This is a genomic window from Verrucomicrobiota bacterium (assembly GCA_037139415.1).
Classification (GTDB): domain Bacteria; phylum Verrucomicrobiota; class Verrucomicrobiia; order Limisphaerales; family Fontisphaeraceae; genus JBAXGN01.
This window is the reverse complement of the sequence record JBAXGN010000175.1, coordinates 1-17,471: the sequence shown is the minus strand read 5'-3', so window position 1 is coordinate 17,471 and position 17,471 is coordinate 1. Positions and strand designations below refer to the sequence as shown.

Here is a 17,471-nt window from a genome sequence, read left to right as displayed (position 1 = left end):
CATTTTTGGAGTACGGCGGCAAGGTGGGACAAAGGGGCCGCGACGCCGTTTTGGATTTCAACCCGCCAGCCATGATTTATCGCCCTAATAGTCGTCGGACCTCCATTCCGCAATCCGCAATCCGAATTCCGAATTCGAGGGTTCCACCTTGCCGCCGTACTCCAAAACATGCGGTTCCCGAGATTCCCTGAGGCAAGGGCCAAAGCAAGACTTCCCTGAAAACCGGAATACTTGAAAAATGGTTTCGGTTCGCCTATATTGTCGTTGCGTGAACAAAACGAAGCGACCGTTGGGGTGCAACTTGGCTGATTGCCCGGCCCCCGAGCTATGCCCGCTGAATCTGGTGCGGGTGGGCACGGCCGTGCGCATCAAGCACTTGGCCACCCCCGCCGACGTGTCCAACCGATTACGCGAGATGGGCTTAGGGGAAGACCAACGGGTCAAATTGATCATCAAAGGCAACAATCTAATTTGTCGGGTCTGCAACGCGCGCCTGGGTATCAGCGGCAAGTTGGCTGAAAAAATCATGGTCGAAAAACTGCCCGCGTCCGCCCCTTCCTGAACCGTCAACCCACTACCGGCTATGCCATTCAATGACCGACCTCTGACCCTGCTGGCGGTGGGACACACTGGCCTGATCACAACTTTGGGCGTTTCCGGGGCGGAGAAAGCGCGCTTGCAGGAATTGGGTCTGGTAACCGGCACCGCGATTGAATTGGTGCGCTTCGCCCCCTTGGGTGATCCGGTGGAAATCAAGGTGCGCGGCTCCTATTTGACGTTGCGCAAACACGAAGCCGACCAAGTCATGGTAACGCCAAAAGGCTAAGGGGCATAATGTTACACGCAACGGATAAACCAACGCCTGGCGGGACGCCGCTGCCTTGCATTGTCCTTACCGGCAACCCAAATTGCGGCAAGACCACGGTCTTCAATGCCTTGACCGGGCTGCGGGCCAAGGTGGGTAATTACGCCGGCGTCACCGTCGAACGGAAAGAGGGACGCCTCAAAGACGCACCCACCGGTTTTGAAGCAAACGTGTTGGACCTGCCCGGCACGTACAGCCTCAGTCCCAAATCGTTGGATGAACAGGTGTCGCGGGATGTGCTGTTACAGCATTTGCCCGAAGTGCCTGCCCCCACGGTGGTAGTGGTGATTTGCGACGCCTCGAATCTGGAGCGCAATCTCTACTACGCCACGCAGGTCATCGAGCTGGGGTACCCCACCCTGCTGGTGCTAAACATGGTGGATGTAGCCAAATCCAATGGTCAGACGATCAAAGTGCCCGAGCTATCCCATGCCTTGGGGGTGCCGGTGCTGCCCATGGTGGCAAGCAAAGGCGAAGGGGTCGCCGAGTTGAAAAAAGCGCTGGTGCAAGCCGCAAAATCCGCACCTGCCCCCCCTGCCCCGAAATCGTTTTGCACCCTGCCAGCCGCATTCCAAACGGAGGTGAACGCGCTGGCACTGGCCTTGCGCCGATTGCCCAACCCGACCACGATTCATCCACCCGCCGAGGCGCTCATGCTGCTGGCGGATGAACGGGCTTTCAGCGGCGGCGAAGGGCGCTACGCCGAACCGTTGGCGGGATTGGTGGCCACGGCACGGCAGCGGCTGGAAGCCACCGGCGTGGACTGGCGGAGTGCCACGATCGAAGCCCGGTATGAACGGATCACGCAAATCCACCTGGCTACCGCAGAACAACCCGGCAGCGACCAGGAAAGCTTCAGCGACCGGCTGGACCGCGTGATCACGCACAGGGTGTGGGGGCTGGTCATCTTCATCGCCGTCATGGCCTTAATGTTCCAGTGCATCTTCGTGTTTGCCAAACTGCCGATGGACCTGATTGACACGGGCATTCACAACCTGGCCGCCTGGGTCGCACTGACGCTGCCCACCGGCATGTTGACGGATCTACTGGTCAACGGGGTCATTAGCGGCGTGGGCGCGGTGGTGGTATTCCTGCCGCAAATTCTGATGTTATTCCTCTTTATCAGCCTGCTGGAGGATACCGGGTATATGGCGCGCGCCGCGTTCATTATGGACCACATCATGAGCAAAGTGGGGCTGCATGGTAAAAGTTTCATCCCCATGTTGTCGTCGTTTGCCTGTGCGATTCCCGGCATCATGGCGGCGCGCACCATCGAGAATCAAAAAGACCGGCTGGCCACCATCCTGATCGCCCCGCTCATGAGTTGCTCGGCGCGGCTGCCGGTGTATTCCGTGCTGATTGCCGCGTGCATCCCGGACACCACGCTGCTTGGTTTTATCAAACTGCAAGGCGCGACCATGCTGGCCATGTACCTGCTGGGGGTGCTGATGGCGCTGGCCATGGCGTGGTTGTTTAAAAAGACGTTTCTAAAAAGCGCCGTGCCGCTGTTGATCCTGGAACTGCCACCGTATAAGCGACCGGTTCCCAGCGCTCTCCTGCACCACGTTTGGGAACGGGGAAAAATCTTTTTACAGCAAGCGGGGACCATCATTCTGGGTATCAACATTATCCTCTGGTTCCTCGCCACCTACCCGCGTCATCCGGAAATTACCAACACCTACGATCTCAAACGGGACGCCGTGGTGGCCGCCGCGTACCCGCAGCTTGCCAGCACAGAGAGCGTCTCCGCCAAAATCAAGGAGCTACAAGCCCAGTACAAGGATGGCGGGCCCGCGACCAATGACCCGGCCTACACGGTGTACACCCGCCTGCGCGAGGTGGACAACCAGAAGTCCGGCGAAACGATGCGATTAAGTTTCCTGGGACGGCTCGGGCGTTTGATCGAACCGCTCATTCAGCCGCTGGGATTTGATTGGAAAATCGGGGTAGGCATCCTGTCTTCCTTCGCCGCCCGGGAGGTATTTGTGAGCACGATGAGCATCGTGTATAACGCGGGCGGCAGTGATGCCGGACTGGTGACCGTCATGCGCGAGCAAACGCACCCGGATGGCACAGTGGTTTACACCACATTGCAGGGGATCACGCTCATGGTGTTTTACGTGCTGGCCCTGCAATGCGCCAGCACCGTGATCATCGTGCGCCGGGAAACCAACTCCTGGAAATGGCCGATCTTCCAATGGTGTTATCTGGGCGTGCTGGCATGGGTCATGTCGTTCCTGGTGTATCAGGGTGGTAAATTATTAGGCTGGGGGTAAGCATTCCCGGTATTCCACCACCCACCCGTTTCAACCTCGACCAGTTGGATCAGCCGGAAATTAGGCTGCCGGTCGGCGGCAGTTATCCTATCCCGTTGGACATGTGCCTGAATCCTCAGATCCCCGCCCCAACCAACAGTTTTCCATCTGGAAATCGAAGCGGCCAGCCACGAAATAGAGGATGACAACCCGGATAAGATACGATTCACCGCCTGCCGACATCATCCGAATAGGCGATGGACAAAAATGCTTTCCCTTGGCAGAATCAGGCCGGTGACGTTAATAATACAGGCGCATAATGTGCCATGCAGAACACACTATGGGTAACCGATAACATGAATACATCATCCAAATCACAAGCTGCCGGAAATTCACTTCCCGGCTCGGCCCGGAATTCCAACGGTTTTACCAACCTTGACGTTGGCTCACCGCAACTGACTGGTTCGGCCACGGCAGTTACGGGCGGCTGGGACATTACCGCAGGAGGGGCGGATATTTGGGAGAAGTCCGACCAGTTCCATTTTGTATTCACGGAGATGCCTGGCGATTTTGATGTTGCGGTTCGGGTGGAACGCTTCACCCCGGCGCATCTCTATTCCAAGGCCGGCCTCATGATCCGCGAGAGCTTGAATGCCGATAGCGCGCATCTGATGTTTGTACTTTTTGCGGACAATGCCCCACGGAATAACAATCTGGGCGCGTACGAAATGCAGTTTCGCGCGGTGGCGGGCGCCGATTGCCAGGCGGTTTATCCCGCCGTCCGGCCCCCGGCGCCACCGGAATTTCCCGCCGCCTTTCCCTATTCATGGCTGCGCGTGACACGCCGGGAAAATCTGTTCAAGGCTTTTGCCTCCACCGACGGGAAAAACTGGAAAACGTATGCGGAGCAAATTCTGGCGCTGGCCGGCACCCTCCAGGTTGGCCCGGCCCTCACCTCGCATAACCCGCAGCTTCCGGCCAGGGCTACCTTTCGCAACTACACCGTATCCAAATAATCAAAATCACCAATTATGAAACGACTCAAACTCACATCCCGTGGTCCGGAGTTTTCGCGTATGGTCTATGGCACCTGGCGGATACTTGACACGAAACCCACCGCGCAGGAAATCAACCGCCGGCTCCACACCTGCCTGGAGTTGGGCATTACCACCCTTGACACCGCGGAGATTTACGGCCTTTACGCCGTGGAAGAGATGCTCGGAGCGGCGCTGGCGTTGACACCCGGCTTGCGTGATAAATTCGAAATCGTCACCAAGGCCGGCATCTACGTGCCGAACCCGCACCATCCCGAACGGCGCACCGCCCATTACAACGCCACCCGCGCGCGCCTCATCAAAAGCCTCGATAAATCCCTGCGCCTGCTCGGCACCGACCACGTCGAACTGTTCCTCGTGCATCGGCCCGACTGGCTCACGCGCGCGGACGACACAGCGGCTGGCCTGAACGAACTGCTGCGTTCCGGGAAAGTGAAGTCTGCCGGGGTGTCCAACTACAGCGCCTCCCAATTTGACCTGTTGAACGGCCTGGTGGAACAACCGCTGGTGACGAATCAAATCGAATTCCATTTACTCCACCCGGAGCCGATCCACGACGGCACGCTGCAGCAATGCGAGAAGCTCGGTGTACGTCCGATGGCGTGGAGCCCCCTCGCCGGTGGCCGGTTGTTTGATCCAACCCAACCCGCTGCGCAGCGCCTTGCGGTCGCCGCCCATGGCATGGCCTCCCGCTATCCGGGGGCAACCCTGGAACAGCTCGCCTACGCCTGGATTCTGGCGCATCCGAGCCAGCCCCTCCCGGTCATTGGCACCAACAAGCTCGAGCGCATCCAGTCCGCCGCGCAGGCCGATGCCATTGTCTTAGAGCGCGAAGATTGGTACGCCCTCTGGGAAGCCGCGCAAGGACGAAAGATCCCGTAAATCCCAACCGAACCTATGCGCCATTCGTCATACACGCTGAACGCCCACCTGAGTTGTTAAATCAAACATGAATACCACCATCAGAAACCTTGTCGTTCGGGTGATGGCACTTACCACTACTGCCATCTCCCTGTCCGCTGCCTCCGGGCTTCCCGCGCCTGGCCAGGAATACACCCATCCCATCCGCTACGAAATCTGGGCGCCGAAGGAAGTCAAGAAGAGCACGAACGAAGTGTTCCGGGTGTGGATTCCCGCGAAAGTGAAACAGGTGCGCGCAGTCATCGTCGTGCCGATTTACTCGACCGACAAGGCGATCTATTTCAGCGAGGATCTGGGCTACCGGCAGTTCGCCGAGAAGATGAATTTCGCGTTGATGGCCTATCGCATCTTCAACGAGGATAGCGACAAGACTCGCGACGAGGCAGCGAAGGATATGTTGCTCGCGCTGGAGTCCGTTGCGAAACAGAGCAGTCATCCGGAACTCGCCTACGCCAGCCTGTTGCCCACCGGCTTGTCGTGGGGCGGACGCTGCGCCATGGCCATCGCCCTTTCAGTGCCGGAACGGACGATTGGATTCTTCCCGCTGCACTGCACGCTCACCTTCAAGGAAGTCTCGGAGTCAGCCCACAAGGAAGCCTTCTTCAAAGTCCCCGGACTCTGCGAAACGGTCGAATTCGAGCAGTATTATGACAAGAAGCGGCCGCCGTTCGAGGCCACCGATACCGGCCTCGCGGTCCGCGCCTGCAATGCGCTCGGGGCACTCCAGGCCAGCTACATCTTCCCCGCCTCGAAGCATACCGACGTCAAGAACCACGAGTTAATCTGGCAGTGGATTACCTGCATCACCGAGAAGCGCCTCCCGGCGCCGCTCGTTATCGACAAGGCACCCGAACTCAAACCCTTGCCGCGCGAATCCGGCTGGATCGGCACCTGCGAGTACGATCACCAATGGGATGCCGAAAAGAAGGTCGAACACTTCCAGTTGAAGTCCGTCACCATCACTCCATTCGCCGATTTCAAAGGCGACCCCGCCACCGCCAACTGGCTGCCCGACGAAGCCACCGCTAAAGCGTGGAAGGCGAAGATGGGGTTTTGAAGTGAAACAGCGAACGAATCTAAAGGAATGTCATGAGTCCCCAAAACGTCCCCCGCAGCGCCTATGACCTCACCGGAGACATTGTGTATTTCGCGCGAATGCTCGACAAGATTCGCCTCCACGCCGCCGGCAAACTACGCAATGACTTTCACGCAAACCTCGGCGTTGGCTTCGATGGGCGCTGTAGCCGGTTTCTTGGCGTAAGCTACGCGGCATTACGCGAGCGCGTGTTGACTGGCGGCAGCGACGACGAAATTCTCGCGTGGTGTTTTGTCAAGGGGCGGCAACCTAACGACGAGCAGGTTCTGATCTGGAACAAGTTCATGCTGAAACGAGGCTGGCGTGACGAAGACGACGGCTCGACGCAAGAACTGGAAGCTTACAAGGCTGCGAGCGGTCTTGCGCACCGCTCCGACATCGTCACGTTCTTTGACTTCTATGAAGTGGATGAAGGAAGGAACCCATGAAACCGATCAGTAAACACACCGCCGAACATTACGCGTGGGGCGACGGCTGCGATGGGTGGCATCTGATGAAAAGCGACTCCCTAGCGGTCATCCAAGAGACGGTGCCGCCGGGCACATCTGAAACCGCTCACCATCATCAGCACAGCCGCCAATTTTTCTTTGTACTGGAAGGTGGGCTTTCGATCTGGTCGCCCGAAGGCGTGACGCGACTGTGCGCAGGTGAAGGCGTTCAGGTCGAGCCAGGTATGGTGCATCGGGTTTGGAACCCGACAGAAGCACCGGTACATTTCCTTGTCATCTCGTCGCCGCCGTCGCACGGCGATCGCGTGCTTGCTTCAATAGCAAAATAAAAGCAGGAAAAACGACATGCTTAAAACTGAAAATCTTACCAAAGTATTCCTCACCGACGAGGTGGAAACCACCGCCTTAAACCGCGTGAACTTCGCGGTAAAGCCCGGCGAATTCGTCGCCATCATGGGACCTTCGGGTTGCGGGAAATCCACCCTGCTCAATATCATTGGGCTGCTGGATAATCCCACCGATGGCAATTATCTCTTCGACGGAACCGATGTGGCCCGGCTGAAGGAAAGCGAACGCACCTACCTCCGCAAAGGCAAAATCGGCTTCGTCTTCCAGAGTTTCAACCTGATTGACGAACTGACCGTGTCTGAAAACATCGAATTGCCCTTGCTCTACCTGAAAGCTGCGGCGACCGAGCGCAAACAGAAGGTGGACGCGGTCATGGAGCGGTTGGGCATCACCGCCCGCCGCTCCCATTTCCCACAGCAGTTGTCCGGCGGCCAGCAGCAGCGTGTGGCCATCGCCCGGGCGGTGGTGGCGGGCCCGAAGTTGATCCTGGCCGACGAACCCACTGGCAATCTGGATTCCGCCCACGGACACGAGGTCATGCACTTGCTCGCCAAGCTGAATGCCGAGGGCACGACCATTGTCATGGTCACCCATTCGCCTACGGATTCCAAGCGGGCACACCGCATCGTCCAGTTGTTCGATGGCCAGATTGCCACCGGGAGCGTCGAGAAACCCTTTTGAAGCTCGACATTATGCTTCACCATTACCTCACCGTGACGAGCCGCAACCTGCGGAAGCACAAGTCTTTTTCCCTCATCAATATCCTGGGCCTAGCGCTGGCCATGACGGCCTGCGTGTTCATCTTTATCTATGTCCATTACGAAACGCACTACGATACCTTCTGGGGGCAATCCGCCCAAATCTACCGTGTCGTCCATGACCGGTATCAGAATGGCGCCCTGAGCTTCAAAAGCGCCCGGGCCTTCTACAACATGGGGCGCACACTGAAGGATAAGCTGCCAGAGGTGGCGGGGGGGACGGAGATTTTCCGGGATATTATCTCCGTTTCAACCCCGGAAAACCGCATCCAGGACATCTCCATGTTCGGGGCCGAGGACTCGTTCTTCGAGGTCTTCCAATTCCCGTTTGTGGTCAAAAAGGCGGCGAATCCGCTGACCGATTTGCACTCCGCCATCCTTTCGGAATCCGCTGCCATCAAGCTCTTCGGAACTGCCCAGGCCATCGGAAAATGGTTCAAGGTCAACGAGAGCTGGGAGTTCGAAGTCACCGGCGTCTTCAAGGATCTCCCGCCAAATACCCACTTGGCGTTCGACCTGCTGCTTTCCCGCAAAACCTACTTCTATTATTTTTCCAAACGCGGTGGCCCGCGCGGTCGTGCCGACGCCCAGGATGAGGAGAAGTTCCGCGTTATGAAACCCGTGACCGATTGGGACTTCGGCAGCCAGGGACATTTTGCCTATCTGCTGCTTCGTCCGAATTCCGATGCCCGCCACGTCGAGGAAAAGATCAACCAACTCAAAACCGATTACCTGAAAAAGGTCACGCAGGATGGCACCCGCATTGACTTCTTCCTGCAGCCAGTGCGCGACATTCATTTGCACTCCAACCGCACGGGGGAAGTCGTGGCCAACGGCGATTACCGGTCCGTGTTGGCCACCGGCATCCTCGGCCTGGTCATCCTGGTGATCGCCTGGATCAACTTCATCAATCTGACCCTGGCCCGGTCACTGGAGCGCGCCCGGGAAATGGCCATCCGCAAGGTCGCCGGCGCGTCCCGGCGGGAGTTGATCGTGCAGCATTTGGTCGAGTACGGGGTAATAAATGTGCTGAGCGCCAGCCTGGCCGTGCTCCTGGTAGCCGCCCTCTCTCGGGCGGTCTTTGGCCTATTGGAACGCAAAGTGGCGTTGAGCACCCTGGTCCTCGATCCCGGCTTCCTGGTGGTCGCCGCCGGTGTCTTTTTCGCTGGGATTATCCTCTCAGGCTTTTACCCCGCCTTTATTCAGTCGTCCTATGACACCATGCTGCTCTTTAAACCAAAACATAAATTCTCAGTCCATAAGCTGGACCCTCGCAAGCTCCTGGTGGTTTGTCAGTTTGCGGTTTCCATCATCCTGATCATCGGCGTCATCACCATCTACCGGCAAATCAACTTCATGCGCAATCAGGCGCTGGGTATTAATATTGAACGCACCCTGGTCACGTATTCCTCCATGAACGACATCGGCACTGCGAAACGGATCACCTCGCTGCAAACTTACAAAAACAAAGTCCGCGCCCTGCCTGAAGTCGAAGCCATAACCACGGCTTCCGCCCTGCCGGGCAAGGAAATCATTTGGCAGCGTCAGGATATCCGGAAAGCCAACGACCTGCCGGATACCAAGAACAATTACACCTATGCTTACGTGGACCATGATTTCATCCCGACCTTCAAGCTCACGCTCCGGGCGGGACGGAACTTTTCGGACAACACCGCAGCGGAAGCCGCTACGATCATCGTGAATGAGGCGGCGGTCAAGCAACTGGGGTTTGCGGAGGCTCGAACAGCAGTGGACTCCTTCATCTGGATTGGCACCAAGCAGTTTCAAATTGTCGGGGTGGTGAATGATTACCATCAGGAGTCGCTGCGAAAAGAAATCCGGCCCGTAGTCTATTACTGCGGTTACAAGTGGCTGTATGACGTTGGTTATTATGCCATCAAGTTCAAATCCCAGGACATCCACGCCACGGTCGAGGCCATCCGTGGCATCTGGAAAGAAATCTACCCGTTGGACACCTTTGAATACCGTTTCCTCGACGAGGCCTTTGACCAGCAATACCGGAGCGACCGGCAGTTTGGCACCCTCTTCACCCTGTTCACCCTGCTGGCCGTGTTCATCGCCTGCCTCGGATTGTATGGCCTGGCTGCCCATTCGATCCAGAAGCGAACCAAGGAAATCGGCATTCGCAAAGTCAACGGAGCGACGGCCGGAGAGATCATCCTGATGCTGACTGGCGAATTCGCCAAATGGGTCGCGGTTGCCTTTGTGATCGCCTGTCCCATCGCATATCTGGTCATGAATAATTGGCTTCAAAATTTCGCCTATCGTACTAATCTGTCTTGGCTGACGTTTGCAACCGCTGGGCTGGCTGCGCTGCTGATCGCCATGGCAACCGTTTTCTACCAGGCCTATGCCGCCGCCACCCGAAATCCAGTGGAAGCTCTGCGTTATGAGTAAAATGCAAACCAGTGCAAAGCGTTAAACTTATGGACAAACCCATTGATCCGGGTATCAAACGGAAAAAGCGGCTGATCCGCTATGCGATCGCAGGAACAGCCCTGCTTGCAGTCCTTTTTTACTGTTTGCACCAAAACGTTGGTTCCCAGGTCCAGGTTGACCAGACCAAAATCACTCGCGCGAAAGTCAAAAAGGACATCTTCCAGGATGAGATCGCCGTTCTGGGTGCCGTGGAACCCATTCAGACTGTCTTCCTGGATGCGACCGAGGGTGGTCGGGTGGAGGAAATCTTTATCCGTGAAGGCGCTGCGGTGAAGAAAGGCGACCCGATCCTGCGGATCACCAACGACAAATTGCTGCTGGAAATCTCCAGTTACGAAACTGAAGTTGCCCGGGCCGTCAACGATCTGAAGTCGCTGCGCGTGACGATGGAGAATCAACTCTACAACAACCAATCCCAACTCGTGCAGTATTATTATGACCTCTGCAAGCTCGGACGGGATGTAACCAATAATGAACAGTTGGTCCAGACTCAAATCATTTCCCAGGATGATCGGCAAACCACCAGGGAAAACTACGACCGGAAACAGAAACTCTATGAGTTATTGGCGATAAAAAGCGTGCTGGATTCCAACTCCATGACCGCGCGCATTACGGCCTCGGAGGAATCGGTGGAAAGCATGCAGCGAAACCTGGCCATCAACCGCTCGCGCCTGGACAAATTAACCATCAAAGCCCCCGTGGACGGTGAACTGGCCACCCTGAATCCCGAGTTGGGTCAGGTCATTGCCTATGGCGCCCCGATCGGCACCATTAACATTCTGGATGCCTATAAGCTCCGGGCCGATGTGGATGAGCATTTCATCTCCCGGGTGAAACTGAAGCTGCAGGCGTCGTGCGAATTTTCAGGGCAGGAGTATCCCGCCGCCGTTTCCAAAATATATCCGGAAGTTAAAAGCGGGAAATTCTCCGTGAACCTCGTCTTTAGCGGTAAGGTTCCTCCCGAAATTCGTATCGGTCAAACTTCTCGCATTCGACTCGAACTCGGGCAATCCCAAACCGCCATCCTGATTCCGCGCGGCGGATTCTATTCCTCCACCGGTGGCCAATGGATTTATGTCGTCAATCCGCAGACCCAGATTGCCATTAAGCGTAATATCAGGATCGGCCGCCAGAATCCCGCTTTCTACGAAGTTCTGGAAGGCTTGGAGCCCGGCGAGGAAGCCATTACCTCAGGCTACGAAACCCTCGGCAATATGGAGAAAATCCTTTTGAAATAAGCATGAAAAACACCTCACGCCGCGATTTCATGCTGACGGCCGCCGGTGCGAGTCTCAGCACCATGGCTCTCGCCAATGGTTTGCCTTTGCCTACCGCTGCCGCCACACCGCGCGGCTTGCGGGCTAAAATTGTTTCCCAGGGCGGCGTGCTCAAGATCGAGATCAATGGCCAGATCTTCGATCCGCTGGCCTACCGCTCGTACCGCCCCACGCCCGAGCTGATTCGCGGCTTCGCTGGCACCGGCCTTCGGCTGGCCAACGTCACGCACACCGGCATGCTGTGCACGCTGGACGTGCCGTACTCCCTGTTCGGAGAGGTCTGGACCGGCCCGGAGCAGTTCGACTGGAAGGCCTTCGACGCGCAGATGGAGTTGTTCGAGGCCAACGCTCCGGGCGCGTACTACAACATCGCTGTGCAACTCGACACCCGCGACTGGTACCTGGCCGCCCACCCGGAGTGTTCGAACAGTTACTGGAACCTGGTCGAGACGGCGGGCCACGGACCCTGGCGGACGGACACAGCCGCCTCGCTTCAGGCCTTCCTGCGCCAGATCGAAGCGCGCTACGGCGACCGCGTGTTCGCCTACAGTTTGCTTTGCGGTTCCTCGACGGAGTGGTACACGAACTCGCAGGGACGCGGCCGGCCGGAGGCGCTGATCCGCCAGCACCCGATCAAGACGGCGGCCTTCCGCAAGTTCACCGGCGACCCCACGGCAACGATGCCGCCGCTGGACGTGCTGCAGCGCACCTCCCACGGCATCTTCCGCGATCCGGTCGCGGACGCCGAGGCCCTGCGCTACTGGCGGTTCCATCACGAGATCATCGGCGACGCCATCCTCTACTTCGCCGGCAAAGCGCAGGAGGTGCTGCAGCACCGCAAACTGCTCGGCCTCTTCTACGGCTATCTGACGCAGCTCAACAGCGAGCGGCTGCTGCAGGAGGGGCACCTGGGCTACGAGCGCGTCTGGAGCTGTCCGGACCTCGACATGATCTACGCGCCGGCGAAGTATGGGAAGCCGCGCAGCCTGGAGGGCGCGAGCGGCTACCTGCTCACGGTGGACTCGCTCGACCTACACGGCAAACTGGTGTTTCAAGAGGTTGACCACACCACCCACATCGCCCGCGATACCGTCGAGAACGGCCGCAAGATCCCAGGGGGAAACACCAAACTGCCCGACGCGTTCGCTTCGCGCCAGGTGTTGCGGCGGGAGTTCGCCCTGACGCGCGTCAAGCGCACCGCCCTGTGGTGGTTCGACTTCCTCGGTGGCAACTACGCCAGTCCGGAGATGATGGCCATGGTCGCCGAGTTGGTGAAGGCGCAGGGCCGGCTGCGCGACGTGCCGATGCGGTCGGTCGCGCAGATCGCGGTGTTCGGCGACGTGCCGTCCATGTATCACATCAACGCGCGTTCCAGCGTCGCGGACGACCTGCTGGTGCAGCCGCCCGACGAACTGGCCCGCATCGGCGCGCCCTACGACATCTACAACTTCTCGGACCTCGACCACCCGCGCATGCCGTGGGAACGCTACAAACTGTGCATCTTCCTGAATCCTTTCGTGGTTCCCGAGGCGAAGCGGGCGTTCCTCCGGTCGAAGGTCCAGCGCAACGGGCGGACCCTGCTGTGGATTTATGCTCCGAACTACATTCAGAAAGACGGATTCTCGGTGGATGCAATTTCCGATATCACGGGAATCAAAGTGGCCCGTCGAGCGGAAGGGGGGAGCGCGGTCACGGTGCGGCCCGAAGGCCTGTTCACCCGGATCGGTTCCGCCGTGCGTTTCGGGTTCACGCCGGGGCAGAACTCCAGCACCCCGCGCGACCAGACGTTCGACATGCGCAGCAAGGGTCTGCTGGAAACCACGCCCCTCTTTGAAGTGCGGGATGCGGTGGCGCAGACGTGCGGCGTGTACGATTCCAACGGCGCGCCAGCGCTGGCAGTAAAGAAATCTGACTCCCACACATCAATCTATAGCGCAGTCGGCGGCCTTCCCTCCGCGCTCTACCGCGAAATCGCGCGCGCCGCCGGCGTCCACATCTACTACGAAGGTCGTGACCCTGTTTACATCAACAGCCGTCTGCTCGGTATTCACATGCAGACTGATGCCGCCCCTGCCATCACCTTGCCATTGCGCAAACCCTGCCAGCTCGAAGAACTCTTCGACGGCGGTGCAGTACCCGTGAAAAACGGAATCGCCCAGATTCCTCACCAACCCGGTGTCACCAAGCTCTACCTGCTCACCGATGCCGAACTCACACCAACCAACAAGGCCTGATAAAAATGAACACCACCCAGCGTAATTTCATACAAATGGCGGCACTGGCAGGCGCTAAACTCAAACGGCTATTCCTGGCAATGGCTGGGTTGGCGATGGGTGGGTGGAGTGCCGTTGCCGCGCAGACCAACTGGCTGACCGAGCTTGATCTCAGCCACCTGCACGTCGAGGGATGGAGAAAACCGGCGGCGGATCGCTCCTTCAGCGGGAAGCCGCTGATGATCGGCGGCCAGAAGTTTGAACGCGGGATCGGCACCCGCGCCACCACCACGCTCTGGGTGGAGTTGGACGGACAGGCGGAGGAATTCGCCGCCTCCGTTGGTGTGGATGACGCAGCGGGAAATCCGGCAGCAGCGGTTACCTTCGCCATTTACGGCGATGGCAGGAAGCTCTGGGAGTCAGGTGTGATGAAACACGGTACGCCAGCCAAGGCCGTGAACCTCGACCTGAAAGGTGTCCGCTCACTGTTGCTGATGACGGACCATGCTGACGAAAGCCACCCGTTTAATCATGCCGACTGGGCCGACGCCCGCTTCCTCATCAACGGTGACAAACCGCATACGGTCGCCGCACCACACGAGGAGGCGGTCATGCTCACTCCAAAACCACCCCGCGAACCTCGCATCAATGGTCCAAAGGTGTACGGTTGCCGCCCGGGAAATCCCTTCATTTACCGGATCCCAACGACCGGTGATCGGCCCATGCAGTTCTCAGCCGAAAGCCTGCCTGCCGGTCTCCAACTGGATGCTGTCAGCGGGATTATCACCGGCTCCGCTCCCCAACGCGGTTCGTACACGCTAACCGTGCGCGCCCGGAACGGGGCTGGAGAGACCTCGCGCCCGTTCAAGATCATCAGCGGCGATACGCTGGCATTGACGCCGCCCATGGGCTGGAATCACTGGTATGCGCACTATAATCGGGTTACTGACGCCATGATGCGCGAGGCCGCCGATGTCATGGTCAAGACCGGCATGGCCGATGTGGGATACAGTTACGTCAATATTGACGATTGCTGGATGAATGCGTCGCCCGACGCCAAGCGAAAGCCCGACCCGCTCCGGCTCGGGCCGCTGCGCGACATGCAGGGAAATCTGGTTCCCAATAAACATTTCCCCGACCTGCGGGCGATGACCGATTACATCCATGCCAAAGGGCTCAAGGCTGGCATCTATAGTTCGCCCGGCCCGCTCACCTGCGCGGGTTACGCGGGCAGCTACGAGCACGAAGCGCTGGACGCCCGACAGTTCGCCTCGTGGGGTTTTGATTTCCTGAAATACGATTGGTGCTCCTATAAAACCATCGCCAAAGAGGATAAGAGCCTGGCGGCGCTGAAGAAACCTTTTCAGTTGATGGGCGACTGCCTGCGGCAGCAGCAACGCGACATCGTCTTTAACCTGTGCCAGTACGGCATGGGCAACGTTTGGGAATGGGGAGCGGAGGTCGGCGGTCATTCGTGGCGGACCGCGGATGACTTGGGCGCCGAATTGAACCGCATCTTTGCGGTGGCGTTGAAAAATGCGGCGTATCGCCAATGGTCCAAGCCGGGCGCATGGAATGATCCGGACTACATTCAAATTGGCCGCATCGGCGATGCCCGCACGGGTGGCGAACTAAAGCCCTGCCCATTGACGCCGACCGAGCAGTATTCCTTTATGTCATTGTGGTGCCTGATGGCCTCGCCGCTTTTCTATAGTGGCGACATGAGCAGGATCGACGCGTTCACGCTGAATGTGCTCTGCAACCCGGAAGTCATTGAGGTCAACCAGGACCCGCTCGGCGAATCCGCCCGGGTTGTCCCCTTGACGCCAGAGACATTCCTGATGATCAAAAATCTGGAAGACGGCAGCCAGGCCGTGGGCTTATGCAATCGCGGCGAGATCGCTGCCGACCTGACGGTTCAGTGGAAGGACCTCGGTCTGAATGGCCGGCAGAACCTTCGGGACCTGTGGCGTCAGCGTGATCTCGGCGTGCACGACAGCCAGTTCAAGGCCACCGTACCCCGTCACGGGGTGCTGCTGCTGCGCCTGCGCGCCGCCATCCCCTAAACAGCCTTTAGTATGAACACCGCAAAATCTATAATCTGGCTGATTCTCGCTTTGCTATCTGTCAGTTGCACGGCGGGAGAGGCTCAAACAACGCACGCTCCCGCTCCGGGGTTTCAGCTCTTGGGTAAAATCAAACCCCGCGCCGCGAAGGACATCGCCTCGTCCAGTTGGTCCATCGGCGGGGAGACGCTCGACCGCGATTTTGGTGTCTATGCGAACTACAAGGCATTCCTCGGACCGCTCGGGGCGAAGGCGATCCGCTTGCAGGCCGGCTGGGCCAAGTGCGAGACGAAGCCGGGCGCCTATGACTTCACATGGCTCGATGAGGTCGTCAATGATGCCGTATCACAAGGGGTGCAACCATGGCTGGAAGTTTCCTATGGCAATAAGCTGTACCCGGACGGCGGCGGCACCGGGTTGGGCGGCGCACTTCCGAAATCGCCCCAGGCACTCACCGCCTGGGACACCTGGGTTCGCACCGTGGTGCGTCGCTATCAGGACCGCGTGAATGAGTGGGAAGTTTGGAATGAACCGGATCTCGGTCCGAGTCCGGCCGAGGATTATGCGGAATTCTTCATCCGCACGGCGGAGGTCATTCGGGGCGAGCAACCCAAGGCGCGCATCTATGCGCTGGCTCTGGCCCACAAGGTTCCCTACGCGGAGTCGTTCCTCCTGCGAGTCCACCAGCGCGAGAAGTTGTCGCTCATTAATGCCATTACGGTGCATAGTTATCCGAACAATCCTGACTTATCCGAACAATCCTGACGACACCCGCAACATTGACCAACTTCGCGCGATCATCGCGCAGCATGGCCATCCGATCACCGTGCGCCAGGGCGAGACGGGCGCGACCTCCAAGTTTCAGGAAAACTTTGCGCTGAAGAAACTACCCATGACCGAAACTATCCAGACGAAGTGGAATCTTCGCCGGATGCTCGCCCATCACGGAAAGGATGTGCCGGTCAACCTGTTCACAATGATTGACCTGCACTACCACTGGGGCGGGAAGCTGGACATGAACTACAAAGGGCTGCTCGCCTCGCGCGCGAATCAGACCGTCGCCTACGCCAAGCCGGCGTATTTCGCGGCGCAGAACGTCTTTGCCATCTTCGACGACTCGCTGGTCCGCGTGACCAACTTCACGTGCACCGCCAGCGTGACCAACACCGTCGCGGCCTTCGCTTATGCCAGCAAGACCGGAGACCAAGTCGTCACGCTCTGGTTCAAAGGTGCCATGCCTTCAGACTCCAACAATACAAAGCCCGTTGATTTTACGCTTCACGCTTCACGCTTTACGGACCCTGTTTATGCCGATCTGCGCACCGGCGAGGTTTATTCCTTGCCAAAGGCAAGTTGGTCGCCCACCGGCGATGGCGTCGTCTTACGACAAATTCCGATTTACGATTCGCCAATCCTCATTGCTGAGAAGGCGACCCTGAAAGCGACACCAATCCCATGAGCATTCCAACCGTCAAACCGCTTCTGAGCTTCCCCTGCCTGAACCGCCGCCATTTTTTAGCGACAAGTTTGACCGTTACTTCCGCCGTCACCCTCGGGTTGCGCCTCGACGGGGCGCCTGGAGCCGGTCCGCTGAAGCCAAAGCATCGTTACCTCACCGACGCCTCCAAGTTGTTGGCAGGTGAAACTATCAACGGTCCCGCCCGTGTCCTTGATCTAAAAGGCCGCAAGGGAATCAACCCGCAAAGCA

Annotated in this window: 16 protein-coding genes; all 16 read left to right on the top strand. The window is 58.3% G+C overall.

Features of this window, described 5'->3' with window-relative positions:
- Positions 1-268: 268 nt before the first annotated feature.
- Complete coding sequence (locus tag WCO56_23550; protein ID MEI7732567.1) at positions 269-562, top strand: FeoA family protein; 294 nt, start codon at positions 269-271, stop codon at positions 560-562.
- 21 nt (positions 563-583) lie between these two features.
- Positions 584-826 (top strand): FeoA family protein, encoded by a 243-nt coding sequence (locus WCO56_23545; GenBank protein ID MEI7732566.1) that lies wholly within the window; start codon positions 584-586, stop codon positions 824-826.
- An 8-nt stretch (positions 827-834) separates the two neighbouring features.
- Positions 835-3,141: a ferrous iron transport protein B gene (feoB, locus tag WCO56_23540; GenBank protein MEI7732565.1), complete on the top strand. Its 2,307-nt coding sequence runs from the start codon at positions 835-837 to the stop codon at positions 3,139-3,141.
- Between the two features lie 335 nt (positions 3,142-3,476).
- The gene (locus WCO56_23535; protein MEI7732564.1) at positions 3,477-4,136 is read left to right on the top strand and encodes a hypothetical protein; all 660 of its coding nucleotides are present in this window, start codon (positions 3,477-3,479) and stop codon (positions 4,134-4,136) included.
- A gap of 15 nt (positions 4,137-4,151) precedes the next feature.
- Positions 4,152-5,057 (top strand): aldo/keto reductase, encoded by a 906-nt coding sequence (locus WCO56_23530; GenBank protein MEI7732563.1) that lies wholly within the window; start codon positions 4,152-4,154, stop codon positions 5,055-5,057.
- A gap of 67 nt (positions 5,058-5,124) precedes the next feature.
- Positions 5,125-6,153, top strand: coding sequence for a hypothetical protein (locus tag WCO56_23525; GenBank protein MEI7732562.1), 1,029 nt, complete (start codon positions 5,125-5,127; stop codon positions 6,151-6,153).
- Between the two features lie 32 nt (positions 6,154-6,185).
- Positions 6,186-6,620, top strand: coding sequence for a DUF5069 domain-containing protein (locus WCO56_23520; GenBank protein ID MEI7732561.1), 435 nt, complete (start codon positions 6,186-6,188; stop codon positions 6,618-6,620).
- The gene (locus WCO56_23515) at positions 6,617-6,970 is read left to right on the top strand and encodes a cupin domain-containing protein (GenBank protein ID MEI7732560.1); all 354 of its coding nucleotides are present in this window, start codon (positions 6,617-6,619) and stop codon (positions 6,968-6,970) included. The genes WCO56_23520 and WCO56_23515 overlap by 4 nt, the downstream gene beginning before the upstream one ends.
- Before the next feature lie 16 nt (positions 6,971-6,986).
- Positions 6,987-7,670 (top strand): ABC transporter ATP-binding protein, encoded by a 684-nt coding sequence (locus tag WCO56_23510; GenBank protein ID MEI7732559.1) that lies wholly within the window; start codon positions 6,987-6,989, stop codon positions 7,668-7,670.
- Positions 7,667-10,165, top strand: a complete 2,499-nt coding sequence (locus WCO56_23505) for an ABC transporter permease (protein MEI7732558.1) — start codon at positions 7,667-7,669, stop codon at positions 10,163-10,165. Before WCO56_23510 ends, WCO56_23505 begins: the two co-directional genes overlap by 4 nt.
- A gap of 29 nt (positions 10,166-10,194) precedes the next feature.
- Entirely contained in the window at positions 10,195-11,445 is a 1,251-nt protein-coding gene (locus tag WCO56_23500) for an efflux RND transporter periplasmic adaptor subunit (protein MEI7732557.1), read from the top strand.
- A 2-nt stretch (positions 11,446-11,447) separates the two neighbouring features.
- The gene (locus tag WCO56_23495; GenBank protein MEI7732556.1) at positions 11,448-13,718 is read left to right on the top strand and encodes a hypothetical protein; all 2,271 of its coding nucleotides are present in this window, start codon (positions 11,448-11,450) and stop codon (positions 13,716-13,718) included.
- Between the two features lie 5 nt (positions 13,719-13,723).
- Positions 13,724-15,763: an NPCBM/NEW2 domain-containing protein gene (locus tag WCO56_23490; GenBank protein MEI7732555.1), complete on the top strand. Its 2,040-nt coding sequence runs from the start codon at positions 13,724-13,726 to the stop codon at positions 15,761-15,763.
- Positions 15,764-15,775: 12 nt separating this feature from the next.
- Positions 15,776-16,528, top strand: coding sequence for a hypothetical protein (locus WCO56_23485; protein ID MEI7732554.1), 753 nt, complete (start codon positions 15,776-15,778; stop codon positions 16,526-16,528).
- Positions 16,473-17,222, top strand: a complete 750-nt coding sequence (locus WCO56_23480) for a hypothetical protein (GenBank protein ID MEI7732553.1) — start codon at positions 16,473-16,475, stop codon at positions 17,220-17,222. Before WCO56_23485 ends, WCO56_23480 begins: the two co-directional genes overlap by 56 nt.
- Positions 17,219-17,471, top strand: a 253-nt coding sequence (locus WCO56_23475) for a hypothetical protein (GenBank protein ID MEI7732552.1), incomplete at its 3' end; no start/stop codon positions are given. The genes WCO56_23480 and WCO56_23475, both read left to right, overlap by 4 nt.